Source organism: Jeongeupia naejangsanensis (assembly GCF_016865585.1).
In the GTDB taxonomy this organism is placed as follows: domain Bacteria; phylum Pseudomonadota; class Gammaproteobacteria; order Burkholderiales; family Chitinibacteraceae; genus Jeongeupia; species Jeongeupia naejangsanensis.
Genome location: NZ_JAESND010000002.1, coordinates 308,251 through 323,853, shown reverse-complemented (window position 1 = coordinate 323,853; position 15,603 = coordinate 308,251). Strand labels below are relative to the sequence as shown.

General features: G+C 65.5%; 18 protein-coding genes. 10 read left to right on the top strand and 8 right to left on the bottom strand.

Going from position 1 to position 15,603, the window contains the following annotated elements; all coding sequences use genetic code 11:
* Positions 1-84: 84 nt before the first annotated feature.
* The 6 genes from hemP to JMJ54_RS06640 all read left to right on the top strand — a co-directional run bounded on the left by hemP (position 85) and on the right by JMJ54_RS06640 (position 6,553).
* Positions 85-246, top strand: coding sequence for a hemin uptake protein HemP (gene hemP, locus JMJ54_RS06665; protein WP_203537166.1), 162 nt, complete (start codon positions 85-87; stop codon positions 244-246).
* 135 nt (positions 247-381) lie between these two features.
* A complete protein-coding gene (locus tag JMJ54_RS06660) occupies positions 382-2,601 on the top strand; it encodes a TonB-dependent hemoglobin/transferrin/lactoferrin family receptor (protein WP_203537165.1) in 2,220 nt (739 codons plus the stop codon).
* Positions 2,602-2,706: 105 nt separating this feature from the next.
* Positions 2,707-3,747, top strand: a complete 1,041-nt coding sequence (locus JMJ54_RS06655) for a hemin-degrading factor (protein WP_203537164.1) — start codon at positions 2,707-2,709, stop codon at positions 3,745-3,747.
* A gap of 10 nt (positions 3,748-3,757) precedes the next feature.
* Positions 3,758-4,594, top strand: a complete 837-nt coding sequence (locus tag JMJ54_RS06650; protein WP_203537163.1) for a heme/hemin ABC transporter substrate-binding protein — start codon at positions 3,758-3,760, stop codon at positions 4,592-4,594.
* Between the two features lie 169 nt (positions 4,595-4,763).
* Positions 4,764-5,768, top strand: coding sequence for a FecCD family ABC transporter permease (locus tag JMJ54_RS06645; RefSeq protein ID WP_238999928.1), 1,005 nt, complete (start codon positions 4,764-4,766; stop codon positions 5,766-5,768).
* Positions 5,768-6,553 carry a heme ABC transporter ATP-binding protein gene (locus tag JMJ54_RS06640; protein ID WP_203537161.1) on the top strand — a complete coding sequence of 262 codons (786 nt, stop codon included), beginning with the start codon at positions 5,768-5,770 and terminating at the stop codon, positions 6,551-6,553. The genes JMJ54_RS06645 and JMJ54_RS06640 overlap by 1 nt, the downstream gene beginning before the upstream one ends.
* Here JMJ54_RS06640 and JMJ54_RS06635 read toward each other — a convergent pair.
* Positions 6,550-6,960 carry a hypothetical protein gene (locus JMJ54_RS06635; RefSeq protein ID WP_203537160.1) on the bottom strand — a complete coding sequence of 137 codons (411 nt, stop codon included), beginning with the start codon at positions 6,958-6,960 and terminating at the stop codon, positions 6,550-6,552. The two genes, JMJ54_RS06640 and JMJ54_RS06635, sit on opposite strands and share 4 nt — an antisense overlap.
* An 84-nt stretch (positions 6,961-7,044) precedes the next feature.
* Between JMJ54_RS06635 and JMJ54_RS06630 the strand changes: the two genes are divergently transcribed.
* Entirely contained in the window at positions 7,045-7,398 is a 354-nt protein-coding gene (locus JMJ54_RS06630) for a bleomycin resistance protein (RefSeq protein WP_203537159.1), read from the top strand.
* On the opposite strand, the gene dmeF is transcribed toward JMJ54_RS06630, so the two are convergent.
* Positions 7,395-8,324 carry a CDF family Co(II)/Ni(II) efflux transporter DmeF gene (gene dmeF / locus JMJ54_RS06625; protein WP_203537158.1) on the bottom strand — a complete coding sequence of 310 codons (930 nt, stop codon included), beginning with the start codon at positions 8,322-8,324 and terminating at the stop codon, positions 7,395-7,397. The genes JMJ54_RS06630 and dmeF overlap by 4 nt on opposite strands.
* Before the next feature lie 65 nt (positions 8,325-8,389).
* Between dmeF and JMJ54_RS06620 the strand changes: the two genes are divergently transcribed.
* Positions 8,390-8,665 (top strand): metal/formaldehyde-sensitive transcriptional repressor, encoded by a 276-nt coding sequence (locus tag JMJ54_RS06620; protein WP_203537157.1) that lies wholly within the window; start codon positions 8,390-8,392, stop codon positions 8,663-8,665.
* A 3-nt stretch (positions 8,666-8,668) separates the two neighbouring features.
* Here JMJ54_RS06620 and JMJ54_RS06615 read toward each other — a convergent pair whose 3' ends face one another.
* The 5 genes from JMJ54_RS06615 to JMJ54_RS06595 form a co-directional block, all read right to left on the bottom strand.
* Positions 8,669-8,962 (bottom strand): copper-binding protein, encoded by a 294-nt coding sequence (locus JMJ54_RS06615; protein WP_203537156.1) that lies wholly within the window; start codon positions 8,960-8,962, stop codon positions 8,669-8,671.
* A 221-nt stretch (positions 8,963-9,183) separates the two neighbouring features.
* Positions 9,184-9,654: a cupredoxin domain-containing protein gene (locus tag JMJ54_RS06610; protein ID WP_203537155.1), complete on the bottom strand. Its 471-nt coding sequence runs from the start codon at positions 9,652-9,654 to the stop codon at positions 9,184-9,186.
* Between the two features lie 24 nt (positions 9,655-9,678).
* Positions 9,679-11,085, bottom strand: a complete 1,407-nt coding sequence (locus JMJ54_RS06605) for a multicopper oxidase domain-containing protein (protein WP_203537154.1) — start codon at positions 11,083-11,085, stop codon at positions 9,679-9,681.
* 20 nt (positions 11,086-11,105) lie between these two features.
* Entirely contained in the window at positions 11,106-12,524 is a 1,419-nt protein-coding gene (locus tag JMJ54_RS06600) for a TolC family protein (protein ID WP_203537153.1), read from the bottom strand.
* A complete protein-coding gene (locus tag JMJ54_RS06595; RefSeq protein WP_203537152.1) occupies positions 12,521-12,760 on the bottom strand; it encodes a hypothetical protein in 240 nt (79 codons plus the stop codon). Before JMJ54_RS06595 ends, JMJ54_RS06600 begins: the two co-directional genes overlap by 4 nt.
* Before the next feature lie 144 nt (positions 12,761-12,904).
* Between JMJ54_RS06595 and JMJ54_RS06590 the strand changes: the two genes are divergently transcribed.
* The gene (locus JMJ54_RS06590; RefSeq protein ID WP_189458948.1) at positions 12,905-13,585 is read left to right on the top strand and encodes a heavy metal response regulator transcription factor; all 681 of its coding nucleotides are present in this window, start codon (positions 12,905-12,907) and stop codon (positions 13,583-13,585) included.
* Complete coding sequence (locus JMJ54_RS06585) at positions 13,582-14,934, top strand: heavy metal sensor histidine kinase (RefSeq protein ID WP_203537151.1); 1,353 nt, start codon at positions 13,582-13,584, stop codon at positions 14,932-14,934. Before JMJ54_RS06590 ends, JMJ54_RS06585 begins: the two co-directional genes overlap by 4 nt.
* Before the next feature lie 13 nt (positions 14,935-14,947).
* On the opposite strand, the gene JMJ54_RS06580 is transcribed toward JMJ54_RS06585, so the two are convergent.
* Positions 14,948-15,505, bottom strand: a complete 558-nt coding sequence (locus tag JMJ54_RS06580; RefSeq protein WP_203537150.1) for a hypothetical protein — start codon at positions 15,503-15,505, stop codon at positions 14,948-14,950.
* Positions 15,506-15,603: the final 98 nt, after the last annotated feature.

Genomic DNA, 15,603 nt, shown 5'->3' with positions numbered 1-15,603 from the left:
CAAAGAAGTTTGATTTGGCGCAAATGCGCAACACCTAGTAAGAATTCTTGTGAATGAGAATAGTTCGCGTTAATATTCTCACCCATGAACAAGCAGACGCCCACGACCACCCTTCCCGCCCCGGCGCTGCCGGTGCTCAACAGCAACCAGTTGCTGCAAGGGCAGCGTGCTGTCGTGATCGACCATAACGGCGAGCGTTACACCCTGCGCGAAACCCGCCAGGGCAAGCTGATTCTGACGAAGTAAAACCAGGCGCGTTCGGCCTGACGAACGATGCCAACAACCCACGCATGCCAGCCAGTGGGCGGACCGGTCTCCCCGCCAGCAAGCCAGCCGCGTTCGGTGCAACCGCACCGCTATCGACTGCTCATAGGACTTGCAATGAACCGCTCCACGCACCCGCTCGTGCTCAGCCTGCTCGCCTGCGCCCTGCAAACCGCGTTTGCCGCCGTGCCGCAACAGGCCACCGCCAAACCTGCCAAGCAGGACGCCAGCGCCACCAGCCTCAACCCGATCGTCGTCACCGCGACCCGGACCGAAAAAACCCTCGACGAGCTGCCGCCGTCGGTGACCAGCACCGACCGCAAGGCGCTGGACGACAAGTTCATCCGCGACTTCAAGGACCTCGGCAACTACGAGCAACCGGGCGTCGACATGTCGCGCAGCGGCCGCTATGGCGGCACCAACATCAACATCCGCGGCCTCGAAGGCAACCGCGTACTGATGATGGTGGACGGCGTTCGCCTGCCGGAAGTGTTCTCGTTCCCGAACCGGGACACCTTCGTTGGCCAGGACATGGTCGACTTCAGCTCGCTCGCCGCGATCGACATCGTCCGTGGCCCGGGTTCGACGCTGTACGGTTCGTCGGCACTCGGTGGCGTCGTCGGCATGCGCACGCTTGATCCGACCGACCTGATCAAGGCTGGCAAGACCTTCGGCGGCCAGGTCAAGGCCGACTACGACAGCGCGGACAGCAGCTACGGCCTGTCCGGCGCCGTGGCCGGCGAAGTCAACCAGGACACCTACTGGTTGCTGCAGCTGGGCGGCCGCAAGGGCCACGAGCTCGACAACATGGGCACCAACGACAGCAAGAACAAGGCCACCCGCACGACGCCGGATCCGCAGGACTACACGACCAAGAACGCGCTCGCCAAGGTGCAGCACTACTTCGAAGGCGGCCACAAGCTGGGCCTGACCGGCGAATACCGCAAGACCGAAAGCGACACCGACCTGTACAGCGAACTGGGCGTGGTGATGCCGCCGGCACCGACCGCGATCACCTCGAGCACGGCCCACGACGAGCAGGAACGCAAGCGTGTCTCGCTCGAATACGACTACACCGCACCGCAAGCCGGCGGCCTGATCGACGCTGCATCGGCGCGGATGTACTACCAGAAGTTCGAAAGCGACCAGCGTCGCGACCAGACCCGCAATACCCGCGATCCGAAATACTGGCGCGAAGGCACCTACACCGAAACCGCCAAGGGCGTTTCGGGTCAGGTGGTCAAGAACATCGAAGGCAGCATCACCCAGCAGTGGGTGATCGGTGGCGAATGGTGGCAGACCGACACCAAGGAATTCGCAGCGGGCTACCCGGCTTCGACGTCGATCAACCTGCGCACCGTGCCGGATACCACCGTCACGCAATGGGCGTTGTTCGCACAGGACGAACTCGGCTTCGACGGCGGCCGCTACACCCTGACCCCGGGCATCCGCTACGACAATTACCGCAACAACCCGGATGTCGGCTCGCTGCAGAGCCAGATCAACCAGGGCATCGGCATGACGCCGAAGAGCCAGGAAGACGACAAGATCTCGCCGTCGCTCGCCGGCTCGTGGAAGTTCGCCGAGCAGGCCACGCTGTTCGCCAAGTACGCACAGGGCTTCCGTGCGCCGACGACGCTGGAAATCAACGGCCAGTTCACCAACTCGGCTCAGGGCTACACCCTGGTCCCGAACCCGGACCTGAAGCCGGAAACCAGCTCGGGCTACGAATTCGGCCTGCGTCTGGGTAACGACAATGCCGGCGGCACGATCACCGGCTTCGACACCCGCTACAAGGACTTCATCGACACGCTGCAGCCGATCAACAGCAGCAATCCGGGCTGGATTCCGGGCTACCCGATGGTTTACCAGAGCGTGAACATCGACAAGGCACGGATCTACGGCGTCGAGGCGACCGCGCACTACAGCTTCACCAGCGCATGGCGTACTTGGGGTTCGCTGGCCTGGTCGATCGGCCGCAACGAAACCGACGACACCTGGCTCGACTCGGTCGCCCCGCTCAAGCTGATCACCGGCCTGTCGTACAAGCAGGAAGTCTGGGGCGCCGATGCTCTGCTGACCGCCGCAGCCGCCAAGACCAAGCTGTCGAGCAGCAATCTGTACTCGGCACCGGGCTATGGCGTGGTCGATCTGACCGCGTGGTGGACGCCGGTCAAGGACGTCCGCATCTCGGGTGGCGTGTTCAACCTGTTTGACAAGGAATACTGGGACGGCGCCGATGCATCGACCCGTGCCCTGACGTCGAACAGCCTCGTGATCGACCGTTACTCGCAGCCGGGCCGCAGCTTCCGCGTCAACGCAAACTGGACCTTCTAAGCTGCACTCAGTCGTATTTGCCGACCCGTTCGCGGGTCGGCCTTTGCTTTTGTGGACCGGCATTCATGCCAAAAGCATCCACACCGTACCACCCAGGAGACCGAAATGAACAACTTCCAAGAAACCGCCAACGCGCTGCAAACCCGCTATCAGGCGCTGCTGGCCACCGAACCGAAGCTGCGCGCGCGCGAACGTGCCGCCCGCCTCGACGTATCCGAAGCACAGCTCGTTGCCGCCGACTGTGGTGTGGCCTCGGTCCAGCTCGACGGCCGGACTCAGGCCATTTTCTCCAGGCTCGGCACGCTCGGCCACGTCATGGCGCTGTCGCGCAACGACTGGTGCGTGCACGAGCGCAAGGGCACCTACGAAGACATCCAGGCCGAAGGCATGGTCGGTCTCGTGCTCGGCAAGGACATCGACCTGCGCATGTTCTTCTTCGCCTGGGCCCATTGCTACGCCGTGACCGAAGGCGAGCGCCGCAGCCTGCAGTTCTTCGACGCCGAAGGCATCGCCCTGCACAAGGTGTACATGCTCGAAGAAAGCGACTCCGCCGCCTATGACGCGCTGGTCGCCGAATTCGCCGCAGCCGAAAAAACCTGGCCCGAAGCCAAGCCGTATGCACCGGACACCACCCCGGACGTGCCGGAAGACGCTGCCGCGCTGCGCGACACCTGGCTCGGCCTGCAGGACACCCACGCCTTCTTCCCGATGCTGAAGAAGCACAAGGTCAGCCGCCTCGGCGCCCTGCGTTCGGTCGGCAACGATCTGGCACAGCAGATCGACAACGACGCGGTCGAAACCATGCTGCAGCGCGCGGCAGAAACCGATCTGGGCATCATGTGCTTCGTCGGCAACCGCGGCATGGTGCAGATCCACAGCGGCCCGGTGAAGAAGCTCGTCCGCACCGGCCCGTGGTACAACATCCTCGACCCGCTCTTCAACCTGCACCTGAACACCGAAGCCGTGAGCAGCACCTGGGTCGTCAACAAGCCGACCAGCGACGGCTGGGTGACTTCGCTCGAGCTGTACAACGAAGGCGGCGAACTGATCGTCCAGTTCTTCGGCGTGCGCAAGCCGGGCGTGCCGGAACTGGCCGCATGGCGCGAACTGCTGATCGGCCTGTGCGCCGAACCGCTCGCAGCCTGAGGTTGATGCGATGAAACAGCGCCTTGCCCTCCTCCTCGCCGCCGTGATGGCGTTCTTCACGCTGTCGGCGACGGCTGCACCGCAGCGGGTCGTCTCGCTGGGCGGCCCGCTGACCGAGATCGTCTACGCGCTGGGCGCCGGCAACCGGCTGATCGGCGTCGATCAGTCGAGCACGTATCCGGAGGCGGCCAAGGCGCTGCCCAAGGTCGGCTACTACCGTGCGTTCTCGCTCGAAGGCGTGGTCGCACTGAAGCCCGATCTGGTTCTTGCGTCGGATCAGGCCGGCCCGCCGCAAGCCCTCGAACAGCTGCGCCGGCTCGGCCTGCGCGTGATCGTGCTGCCGAGCGCGCCGACACTGGATGCGCTCGAACAGCGGATGCACGGCGTCGCTGCCGCACTCGGCCTGCGCAACGACGGCCGCGCGATGGTGACCGAGCTGCGCAAGCAGGTCGACGCGCTTGCCGCCAAGCAGGTCGGCCCGACCCGCGCGCTGCTGCTGATCAACCGCAGCGGCAACCCGGAAGGCGCCGGTATCGACACCAGCGCCGACGCGATGCTCAAGCTCGCCGGCTATCGCAACGTGCTGTCGGCGCAGAAGGGCTACAAGCCGCTGTCGCTCGAAGGCATCGCCGCGCTCAAGCCCGACCTGATCGTCACCTCGACCGCATCGCTGGCCGCATCGGGCGGACTTGACGCACTGCTGGCCCGGCCGGGCATTGCGGCCACGCCGGCGGCGAAGAACCGGCGGGTCATCGTGATGGACGATCTGCTGCTGCTCGGCTACGGCCCGCGCTTGCCGCAAGCCCTGCGCGAGCTGAAAGCCGCACCCGCGCTGGCCAGGCAGTAAACCTGCCGATCGCAGTTGCCCGCGTTGAATGCGCTGGCAACTGCGCGCAGGACTGCCTGTCCGCAGCCCCGCCCGCAGGCCGTTGCCTTGCCGATCGGCCTCGCGTTCATTGCGCTATACCCGGTGTACCATGACCTCCGTGACTTCCACCCTGACCTCCCCTGCCCCCATGGCTGCCAAGATCGCGCGCTGGCGCACTCCCGCCGGTGTACTGACCGCCCTTATCGCCGTTCTGGTCTTGCTGATGCTGCTGTCGGCCAGCAGCGGCGCCATGCACATTCCCCTGTCCGTATTGCCCGGTTTGCCGTTTTCTGCCGAAGGCCCCGATGAAGCGCTGTGGCGCAGCGTACTGATGGACGTGCGGCTGCCCCGCGTACTGTTTGCGGCGCTGGCCGGTGCCGCGCTGGCGCTGTCGGGCGCGGCGATGCAGGCGCTGTTCCGCAACCCGCTGGCCGAGCCCGGCCTGATCGGCATTTCCGCCGGCGGCGCGCTGGGCGCCGTCGGTGCCATCGTCCTCGGCGGTGGTGCCTTCATCGTTCTGGCGCCGGCAGCGTTTGTCGGCAGTCTGGTCGCCACCATCGCCGCCTATCACCTCGGCCGCCGTTACCCCGGCATGGCCGGCCTGCTGCTGGCCGGCGTCGCGATCAACGCGATCTGCGGCGCGCTGGTCGGCCTGTTCACCTATCTGGCGGACGACAACCAGCTGCGCAGCCTCACGTTCTGGAACATGGGCAGCCTCGCCGGCGCCAGCTGGCCGCTGCTGGCCGGCCTTGCCCCGTGGACCCTCATCGTCGGTGCGCTGATTGCCCGCGACTGGCGCGCCATGAATGCCCTGCTGCTGGGCGAGCGCGAAGCGCTGCATCTCGGCTTTCCGCTCAAGGCCGTTCGCCGCCGGCTGATCCTGCTGACCGCGCTGCTGGTCGGCCCGCTGGTCGCCGCCACCGGCGCAATCGGCTTTGTCGGTCTCGTCGTCCCGCATCTGGTGCGGCTGGCGCTCGGCGCCGATCACCGCTGGTTGCTACCCAATTCGGTGGTGGCCGGCGCGATCGCGCTGACCTTGGCCGACTGGCTCGCCCGCATTGCGGTGATCCCGGCCGAACTGCCGATCGGCATCGTCACCAGCCTCGTCGGTGGCCCCTTCTTCCTGTGGCTGCTCGCGCAGCGGAGACACTGATGCTGCTCGCAGAAAACCTGTTTATCGAACGCCAGGGCAAGGTCGTCCTCGACGACGTGTCGCTGTCGCTGTCGGCCGGCGAAGTCCTCGGCGTGCTCGGCGCCAACGGCGCCGGCAAATCGACGCTGCTGGCGATGCTCGCCGGCGAACTTGCACCGCAGCGCGGTGAAGTTTCGATCGACAGCACGCCACTGACCCGGCTCGACAATGCCCATCTCGCCCGCCAGCGCGCAGTGCTGCCGCAATCGCCGTCGCTGTCGTTCAATCTCGGTGTGCGCGAAGTCGTCGCCATGGGCGCCTATCCGTTTCCGGAATTGTCGACGGCCGACGTCCAGCAGCTGATCCAGCGGGCGCTGGCGCTGGCCGATGTCAGCCATCTGGCCAGCCGCCGCTATCCGCAGCTGTCGGGCGGCGAAGCACAACGCGTGCAATTCGCCCGCGTGCTGGTACAGACGCTGGCCGCCCGCGCGGCACACGGCGGCCGCTTTCTGCTGCTCGATGAACCGACCGCCAGCCTCGACCCGAAGCACCAGCAGGCGCTGCTGGCCTGCGGCCGGCAACTGGCGCGGGAGGAACGCATCGGCGTGCTGGTGATCCTGCACGACGTCAACCTCGCCGCCGCGTGGTGCGACCGTCTCGCCCTGCTGGCGCAGGGAAAACTGGTGGGCTGCGGCGATCCGGCCAGCGTACTGACCCCCGCGACGCTGGACGCCGTGTACGGCGTGGCCGCCGAGGTCGTGCCGCATCCGCGCCACCCCGAACGACCGCTGGTACTGTTCAACTAGGATTCACCTGCACCGAACAGGCTGTGCGCATCGAGGATTTCGTACGCGATCGCCGGCTTGTCGTTCAGGCAGCGACGCACCGCGGCCGGAATGGCCTGCTGGGTCTTGCGGCACAGCCCCGGATGCTGCTCGAACGCGATGTCGAAACCGAGCACCGTGCGCACTTCGTTCGGTCCCGGCGCAATCCGCAGCACCACGCCGAGCTGCGCCTGCATCCGGGCACAGACCTTTTGCAGATCGGCATAGTCGCTGGCCCGCTCGATACGCTCGACCAGCCGGCGCTCCTCGTCGCGCGTCAGCATCAGGATGCGGCAGTCGGCGAACGGGTCGACCTCAAGCGCATCGCGCCCGCACACGCAGGCACCGGGTGGACAGGGATTTCGGATCGCGGGCGTGGCTGCGGCCATGACGTCGTCGAACGGCTTTCTTGGTAGTCAGAACCTCAGTGTTACATAACTCGTGCGCATGCACGGCCTCTGTCGGAGAAGATGATGAATGGACGCATCACCGCCACCGTTCCGGTGCTCGCCTCGCTGGATATCGCCGAGTCGGCAGCGTATTACCAGACGCTGGGCTTTACGATCAATCTGCACCTGCCCGATTACCTGATCGTCGTGCGCGACGGCTGCGAACTGCACTTCTGGCCCTGCGATGAAAAACACATCGCCGAGAACACCTCGTGCTACATCCGCAGCGACGACGTCGATGCGCTGCACGCCGAGTTCACCGAACGCGGCGTGCGCCACCGCCCGCCGGTGTCGCAACCGTGGGGCATGAGGGAGCTGTACATCCTCGACCCGCACGGCAATCTGCTCAAGTTCGGCGAGATGCTCGCTCAGGACTAACGCCGGTTCACTTCGACAGTCACGTGCACCAGCTCTTCGTGCACGCTCAACTGCCGGCGGAAATCGTCCGGTGAGACCTCACCGTCGGTCACCAGACCGACGATGCAGGCGAACTTGCCTCTGCCGACCCGCCAGACATGCAGGTCGCAGATCGTTGCCGGCACCGGGCTTGCGGCGATCACCTCGCGGATTTCGTCGACAACCGGATGATCCATTTCGGCATCGAGCAGGATGCGTCCGCACTGGCGAAGCAGGCCGCGCGCCCAGACGGCCACGACGGCCGCACCGGCGATGCCCATCACCGGATCCAGCCAGCCCGCCTGCCAGTACTTCCCGCCCAGCAGTGCAATGATCGCCAGCACCGACGTCGCCGCGTCGGCAATCACGTGGATGTAGGCCGAGCGCAGGTTGAGGTCGTGATGGCCATGGTGATGATCGTGGTTGTCGTGCCCATGATGATGATGGCCGTGATCGTGGCCGCCCCGCAGCAGCCAAGCACAGGCCAGGTTCACCAGCAGGCCGAGCGCGGCAATGGCGATCGCCTGGTCGTAGTGGATCGGCGTCGGATTGAACAGCCGTTCGACCGACTCGTACAGCATCACGCCGGCGACCAGCACCAGCAGGATCGCGCTGGTGTAACCGCCGAGGATCTCGATCTTCCATGTCCCGAAGGCAAAGCGCTTGTCATCCGACCAGCGCCGCGCCAGCACGTAGGCCAGCACCGACAGCCCCAGCGCTAGCGCGTGAGAACTCATGTGCCAGCCGTCGGCCAGCAGCGCCATCGAGTTGTAGTACCAGCCGCCGGCAATTTCGGCGACCATCATCACCGCCGTCAGCAACACGGCGTGTTTGGTGTTCTTTTCCGCCAGCGGATCGCCGTCGTCAAACGCGTGCGAGTGCTGCCGGACAGTCATCGGGGAAGTCATGTGTGCATCCGGAAGTTTTCCGGATCATACTACCCCCCAGTATAAAATCACACAGAGGAATACCGATGAGCCATACGATCCGGGACCGGAAACAGCTGTTGACGCGCGTCCGGCGCATCCGGGGTCAGGCCGAAGCGATCGAGCGCGCGCTGGAACAAGGCGGTGAATGCGCGGCGATCCTGCAACAGATTGCTGCAATCCGTGGTGCCGTCAACGGGCTGATGACCCAGGTCCTCGAGGGCCATATGCGCGAGCACCTCGGCGATGTCGATGCCACACCTGCGCAGCGCGAACAGGACCTTGAGCAGGTACTCGGCGTGCTGCGCTCCTACCTCAAGTAAGCGTCAGGGCGCGGCACGCAGATCGGTGACGACGATCTTGCCGCCCTCGCTGGCCGCCTTGAATTTGACCTTGTCGCCGGGCTGGACCTGATCCAGCTGCGCCTTGTCGGCGACGGTAAACACCATCGTCATCCCCGGCATGTCGAGATTCCTGATGTCGCCGTGCTTCAGCGTGATTTTGCCGTTGGCCTTGTCGATCTTCCTGACTTCGCCGTCGGTGTAGTCGTCACTCTGGGCATGGGCAGCGCCGAGCCAGAGCGTGGTCACGAGCGCAACAAGTGCGAAACGTTTCTGCATGATGGATTCCTCATCGTATTCGGGCTGCCGCCCGGGAAGTAAAAAAAGCATCAACCTGATCCAGCATGCGGACGAGCCAAAGCAGTTCATTCACGCCCGAAGCAAGGGCGCCCCGCAGGCAGTCCCCTTGGGGGAGACCGGCATGGACATGCGGTCCATGAGGACCCCGAGCATCGGACGGGGGCGAAATGCGAAGGCGTAGCCGCTTGATGGAGCAGGTTTCAGCGTTTTTTTGCCACGTCGACATAGCCCTTCATCCCTGCGTCGTAGTGACCCGGCTGCAGGCAGGCGAAGTCCACCTTGCCGGCCTTGGTGAACTGCCAGATCACCTCGCCGCTCTTGCCCGGTGCGACTGATGCGGTCTGCGGGTCTTCGTGCTCCATCTCCGGGAATTTCTTCATCTGCTCGTAGTGGGCCTTCAACTCGGCCTCGGTGCCGATGACGAACTCGTGTTTGACCTTGCCGACGTTTTTGACGACGAAGCGGATAGTCTCGCCCTGTTTGACGTCGATGCTCGCCGGCGAATAGCGCATCGCATCGTTCATCTCCACCGTGATCGTCCGGCCGACCTTGCCGGCCTTGCCCGGCTGGCCGATCGTGCTGTCGTGGCCGCCGGCGTGGGTGCCGCTGGCAAAGGCCGTAGTGCCAAGGCCGAGGCCGGCGATCAGTACAACGAGGTGTAAAGCTTTCATGTCTGCTCCAGTGGGTGAACCGATTCAGTGGCCGGACTTGGCCGAGGGTTTGCGAACCTGCACTTCGACATCGCCGCCCCTGGCGCGCGGCATTGCCGCGCTGCCGGCCGCCTTGCTGCGGGTCGCGTCGAGCGCCGGGCCCTTGTATTCGTGCGCCACGGTGCCGGGCGGGTGCCTGAACCAGCCGGGGTTGCTGTAGTCACCGGGCTTCTGGTCGCGACGGACCTTGAGCATGCTGAACATCCCGCCCATCTCGACGCTGCCGAACGGCCCCTGCCCGGTCATCATCGGCACGGTGTTGTCGGGGATCGGCATTTCCATCTCGGTCATGTCGGCCATGCCGCGCTCGCCCATCACCATGTAGTCCGGGATCAACTTGTTGATCTTTTTCGCCATGCCGCGGTGGTCGACGCCGATCAGCGTCGGCACGTCGTGGCCCATCGCGTTCATCGTGTGATGGCTCTTGTGGCAGTGGAACGCCCAGTCGCCCTCCTCGTCGGCAAGGAACTCGATCTGCCGCATCTGGCCGACGGCGACGTCGGTCGTCACCTCGTACCAGCGCGTGCTTTTCGGCGTCGGTCCGCCATCGGTGCCGGTCACGAGAAACTCGTGGCCGTGCAGGTGGATCGGGTGGTTGGTCATCGTCAGGTTGCCGACGCGGATCCGCACCTTGTCGTTCAGCCGCACATTGAGCGAATCGATGCCGGGGAAGATCCGGCTGTTCCAGCTCCACAGGTTGAAATCGAGCATGGTCATGATCTTCGGCGTGTAGGCGCCGGGGTCGATGTCGTAGGCGTTGAGCAGGAAGCAGAAATCGCGGTTCACCTCGTCGATCAGCGGATGCTTCGTTTTCGGGTGCGTGACCCAGAAGCCCATCATCCCCATCGCCATCTGCACCATCTCGTCGGCATGCGGGTGGTACATGAAGGTGCCGGGGCGGCGCGCAACGAACTCGTAGACGAAGGTCTTGCCGGCCGGAATCGCCGGCTGGTTCAGCCCGGCGACGCCGTCCATGCCGTTGGGCAGGCGCTGGCCATGCCAGTGGATGCTGGTGTGCTCGGGCAGCCGGTTGGTGACGAAGATGCGCACTCGGTCACCCTCGACGACCTCGATCGTCGGCCCCGGACTCTGGCCGTTGTAACCCCACAGATGCGCCTTGAAGCCCGGCGCCATTTCGCGCACCACCGGCTCGGCGACGAGGTGGAACTCCTTCACGCCCTTGTTCATCCGCCACGGCAAGGTCCAGCCGTTCAGCGTCACCACCGGGTTGTACGGCCGGCCGGTACCCGGGAACAGCGGCGGCATCGTGTCCGGTGCGGTCTGGATCACCGGTTCGGGCAGGGCCGCCATCGCTACCTTGCTGACCGTGCCTGCAGCCACGGCACCACCAGCAATACTCACGGTGCGCAGAAAATCTCGTCTTGAAGTCATGTTCCTGTTTCCTTGAAGGCTCAATGCCCTGCCTCGCCACCGCCGCCGCCGGCACTGGCCGCGACCGCAACCGTCGCCGTACCCGGCCGGCCCAGTACCGCCGCCTGCAGCGCCGCGTCGGCCAGCCAGAACTGCTGCTCGGCGCCGATCGCACCGATCACCGCGCCAACCTGATCGCGGCTGTCGGCGAGCAGCTCGAACACGCCGATCAGCATGCCGTTGTAGCGGAGCGTGTTTTCCTCGGAGATCGTCTTGCGCAGCGGCACGACCTCGTCGCGGTAATGACGGGCAATGTCATAGCTGGTCCGGTACGCCGAATAGCTTTCGCGCAGGTTCGAACCGGCGGCGCGCAGCGTTGCCTCGTAGCGGTTGGCCGCCGCCAGCGTCTGCGCGTTCATCGCGTCGCGTTGCAGGTCGCCCCAGTCGAACAGTGGCAGCCGGACGTCGACCTCGAACCCGCGCTTGTGGTTCTTGGCGCCGTCGGCCGTATCGAAGACCGTGTCGTAACGCAGGCCGAGTTCGATGTCGGCAAAGCTGGTGATCCAGTTCAGCCCCTGCGCCTTGACCGCCGCATCGAGCGACATGCGCGCCTGGCGCACGTCCATCCGGGTGCTGCTGGCTGCCTTGCCGGTGTCGTCGGCCGAACGCGGCGACTTCGGCAGCGCCGGCAGGCGATCGGGCAGTTTCAGCTGCTGCGCCTGCGCGTCGTCGAGCCCGAGCTGACGGACCAGCGCCTCGCGCGCTGCGGTGGCGGCATGTTGTACACCGGCCAGTTGCGTGGCCGCGTCGGCGTAGAACACCTGCTGCCGCGCCCGGTCGAGTTTGGTGAAGTTGCCTACCGACTGCAGCCGCCGCGCCAGCTCGGCACTGGCCTCGGCCGCCTCGAACACTTGCCGCGTATAGACCAGCGTCTGCTGCGCGGCAACGGCGTTGACCCACGCCTGACGCACCTGCGTGACCTGATCGACGACATCGCCGGTCAATCGCAACCGGGCGGCGGCGATCTGCCGCTGTGCCGTGTTGTAGCGTTGCGGCAGGGTGATCAGGTCGAGCAGACCGAAGGCCAGCAAGCGGCCGAACTCCAGCTCGTTGGCGATCGTCATCCGCTCGAACGAGAACACCGGGTTCGGCAACCGCCCGCCCTGCGCGGCCGCCGCTGCATCGGCCCAGTTCTGCGCCAGCAGCGCCTGCAAGGCCGGGCTGTTGAGCAGTGCGACCTGTACCGCGCCGGTCTGGCCCAGTGGCTGATCCAGCAGTTTCGCCGCTTCGTCGCGCATCGCATCGCGCTGTGCATCGGTCGACGCCAGCGCCAGCTTGCCCTGGGTGAAGTCGGACGCGTCGCGGTTGGCCTGCGCCAGCGACTCGTCGAAATCGACGCTGGCGCAACCGCTCAGCACCAGTGCCGCGGCAATCACCGCCAGCCGTCCTCGGGGCGTCATTGCCTGCCTCCATGGCCGGCGTGCGCATCGTCGGGCTGCCTCGCCTCTTTCGCATAGACGCGCCAGCCGCCGACATGGTCGACCACCCGGTTGGCCTCACGCCAGTCGCCGATCGCCTCGTCCTTGTAGGCCTGATAGGTCGCGAACGCCGACTCGAACGGCAGCGCGATCGACGCCGCCTCGTCGGCATGCACCCACGGCGAGATCGCCATCGCCAGCAGCACCAGCTTTACCATGTCCTCATCCCGGTCCGACACTTGAATGCGCCGAGTATGGCCAGCGGCGCCGGGCGGCCGGATTACCCATGGATGACGAAATTGTCATCTTCGGTACGCGCCGTGGCGGCGGCTTAGAATGGCGCGGTGAGCAAGGAGAAGGCTGTGCGAATTCTGATCGTCGAGGACGAAGCCAAGACGGCGGGCTATCTGAAGCAGGGGCTGAGCGAAAGCGGCTACGCGGTCGACATTGCCGTCGACGGCATCGACGGGCTGCACAAGGCGCTCGAGGACGATTTCGATCTGGTGATCCTCGACGTGATGCTGCCGGTGCTCGACGGCTGGGGCGTGCTCGACGGACTGCGCCGGCGCAAGCAGACGCCGGTGCTGATGCTGACCGCGCGCAGCCGCGTCGACGACCGCGTGCGCGGGCTCGAGTCCGGCGCCGACGACTATCTGGTCAAGCCGTTCGCGTTTGCCGAACTGCTGGCCAGGATCCGGCTGCTGCTCAAGCGCAACCACAAGGGCAATCCGTCCGAAGTGCTGGGCATCGGCGGGCTCGAACTCGACCCGGTCAAGCACCGCGCCTACCGCGACGGCCGCAAGATCGAGCTGACCTCGCGCGAGTTTGCGCTGCTGCACCTGCTGATGCGCCGCAACGGCGAAGTGCTGACGCGGACGCTGATCGCGTCCAACGTCTGGGACGTCAATTTCGACACCGACACCAATATCGTCGACGTCGCGATCCGCCGGCTGCGCGCCAAGGTCGACGACGATTACCCGGCCAAGCTGATCCACACCGTCCGCGGCGTCGGTTACGTATTCGAAGTGCGGGAGGACGAATGAGCGGCCGATCGCTCGCATTGCGCGTCGGCGGACTGGTCGGCGCGTTTGCGACGGTGCTGGTGCTGGCGATCGGCATCGGCATGGATCACCTGCTGCAGCTGGCGCTGGACCGGCGGGCCGAAACCGAGCTTGGCGGCAAGATGGCGCTGGTCGAATCCGCGCTGCAACGCGGCGGCGGCGCCCAGCCGGAACAGGTGTCGCTGCTGCTGGTCGGCCACCCCTATCTGCACTGGGCCACGGTGACCCCGACAGCGGTAATCGACAGCTCCGACCTGGTCGCGGCAACAAGTGCCGGCCGGGTGATTCGCGAGCCGCTGCACGCCGGTGTTGCCCGCCTCGATCCGCGTCAGGACGCCGGTGCACTGGTCTGGTCCAAACCGCTTGGCGACGGCCGCTGGTTGCTCGGCTTCATCGAACGCGACAACGACGAAAAACTGCTCGCCGCTTTCCGCCGCTCGCTGGCGCTGCTGCTACCGGTGACAATGGTCTTCATCGCGCTCGGCTCGTGGTTCGTCGCCAAGCGTGCCTTGCGGCCGCTCCGCCAATTCAATACGCAGGTCGGCAGCATCACCGCCAGCTCGCTGCACTCGCGGCTGGCAACCGGCGAGCTGCCGGCCGAGCTGCGCGAGCTGGCCGACTCGTTCAACAGCATGCTGGTGCGGCTGGAGCGCAGCGTCTCGCGGCTGTCGCAGTTCTCGGCCGATCTGGCCCACGAGATGCGCACGCCGCTGACCAATCTGCTCGGCGAGGTGCAGGTGTGCCTCGGCAAAACCCGTGACGTTGCGACTTATCAGGCGGTACTGGCCTCGGCCGAAGAGGAAATGCAGCGGCTGAACCGGCTGATCACCGACCTGCTCTTCCTCGCCAGCACCGAACAGCCCGAGCAGGCGCTGAAGATCGAACCGGTCGCACTGCGGCCGCTGATCGAAAGCCTGTTCGACTTCTTCGACGCGCTGGCCGAAACCCGCGGCGTGGTGCTGCAACTGGACGGCGACGGCCGGGTCGACGCCGACAAGGGCATGCTGCAGCGCGCGCTGACCAATCTGCTGTCGAACGCGATACGCCACAGCGCACCCGATTCGCCGATCACCGTCACGATCCGGCGCGATGCGGACAGCACGCTGATCGAGGTCGCCAACCGCGGCGACCCGATCGCCGCTGCCCACCTGCCGCATCTGAGCGAACGCTTCTACCGCGTCAACCCGGCGCGCAGCCGCGATGATGGCGGCACCGGGCTGGGGCTGGCGATCGTCGCATCGATCATGCAGCTGCATGGCGGGCAGCTGCGCATCGCCAGCGACAACGCGCACACCACCTTCGGCCTGCAGTTCGTCGATCGACGGACCTAGGCCGGGCCGGCGATCAGCCCTGCCACAGGTATTCCTGATTGTTCTGGCCACGCGCCGAAATGCGGACTTCGGCCGGCGTACCGATCAGGCTGCCGTTCATGTCGACCACCGCCAGATAGACCTTGTTGCGCGCAAACACGCTGTACTTCCAGGCCATGTTCGCCGTACTACCGGCACTCACCCTGATCGCATGAAAGTCCTGACCCAGTGCCGTCAGTTGCTGCGGCGACAGCCTGCCCAGCTCATTCAGGAAATCCTGATCGCCGATGACGAAATAGACATCGCGCCCGGCACCGTTGCTGATCCTGTAGTTGACGGTGTAGCGGTCACCCACCGCAGAAACACGTGGCGAGGCAATCCCTTGATCACCGATCGCCACATCGAACGACGGTCGCCGGACGTTGTGTTCGTCGTACTGCGCCGGGTTGCCGAAACGGGTGTCCTGATTCGCCAGCGCTTGCGGCGAGGACAGGTGCGAATGCTGGTAACGGTTGGCCAGCATCTGTTCATCACCGGCGTTGGCGCCGGCCATCGTGGCAAAGATGGCAATGGCAACAATCAGTTTGTTCATGGTGTTCAGCTCCGGGTTCGTGGATGAATGCATCAGCGATGCATGCAGCGATTCTGGACCTGCGCCACCCACGGCCCGATTGCCGGTCAATGACCAAG

What these genes read in the sequence shown, in the direction of transcription:
- JMJ54_RS06635 (WP_203537160.1), bottom strand. Translation starts at nt 6,960, where the DNA reads ATGGCCGCAGCCACGCCCGCGATCCGAAATCCCTGTCCACCCGGTGCC.
- JMJ54_RS06595 (WP_203537152.1), bottom strand. Translation starts at nt 12,760, where the DNA reads ATGGTAAAGCTGGTGCTGCTGGCGATGGCGATCTCGCCGTGGGTGCAT.
- dmeF (WP_203537158.1), bottom strand. Translation starts at nt 8,324, where the DNA reads ATGACTTCCCCGATGACTGTCCGGCAGCACTCGCACGCGTTTGACGAC.
- JMJ54_RS06580 (WP_203537150.1), bottom strand. Translation starts at nt 15,505, where the DNA reads ATGAACAAACTGATTGTTGCCATTGCCATCTTTGCCACGATGGCCGGC.
- JMJ54_RS06615 (WP_203537156.1), bottom strand. Translation starts at nt 8,962, where the DNA reads ATGCAGAAACGTTTCGCACTTGTTGCGCTCGTGACCACGCTCTGGCTC.
- JMJ54_RS06655 (WP_203537164.1), top strand. Translation starts at nt 2,707, where the DNA reads ATGAACAACTTCCAAGAAACCGCCAACGCGCTGCAAACCCGCTATCAG.
- JMJ54_RS06645 (WP_238999928.1), top strand. Translation starts at nt 4,764, where the DNA reads ATGGCTGCCAAGATCGCGCGCTGGCGCACTCCCGCCGGTGTACTGACC.
- JMJ54_RS06620 (WP_203537157.1), top strand. Translation starts at nt 8,390, where the DNA reads ATGAGCCATACGATCCGGGACCGGAAACAGCTGTTGACGCGCGTCCGG.
- JMJ54_RS06640 (WP_203537161.1), top strand. Translation starts at nt 5,768, where the DNA reads ATGCTGCTCGCAGAAAACCTGTTTATCGAACGCCAGGGCAAGGTCGTC.
- hemP (WP_203537166.1), top strand. Translation starts at nt 85, where the DNA reads ATGAACAAGCAGACGCCCACGACCACCCTTCCCGCCCCGGCGCTGCCG.
- JMJ54_RS06650 (WP_203537163.1), top strand. Translation starts at nt 3,758, where the DNA reads ATGAAACAGCGCCTTGCCCTCCTCCTCGCCGCCGTGATGGCGTTCTTC.
- JMJ54_RS06610 (WP_203537155.1), bottom strand. Translation starts at nt 9,654, where the DNA reads ATGAAAGCTTTACACCTCGTTGTACTGATCGCCGGCCTCGGCCTTGGC.
- JMJ54_RS06630 (WP_203537159.1), top strand. Translation starts at nt 7,045, where the DNA reads ATGAATGGACGCATCACCGCCACCGTTCCGGTGCTCGCCTCGCTGGAT.
- JMJ54_RS06605 (WP_203537154.1), bottom strand. Translation starts at nt 11,085, where the DNA reads ATGACTTCAAGACGAGATTTTCTGCGCACCGTGAGTATTGCTGGTGGT.
- JMJ54_RS06600 (WP_203537153.1), bottom strand. Translation starts at nt 12,524, where the DNA reads ATGACGCCCCGAGGACGGCTGGCGGTGATTGCCGCGGCACTGGTGCTG.
- JMJ54_RS06585 (WP_203537151.1), top strand. Translation starts at nt 13,582, where the DNA reads ATGAGCGGCCGATCGCTCGCATTGCGCGTCGGCGGACTGGTCGGCGCG.
- JMJ54_RS06660 (WP_203537165.1), top strand. Translation starts at nt 382, where the DNA reads ATGAACCGCTCCACGCACCCGCTCGTGCTCAGCCTGCTCGCCTGCGCC.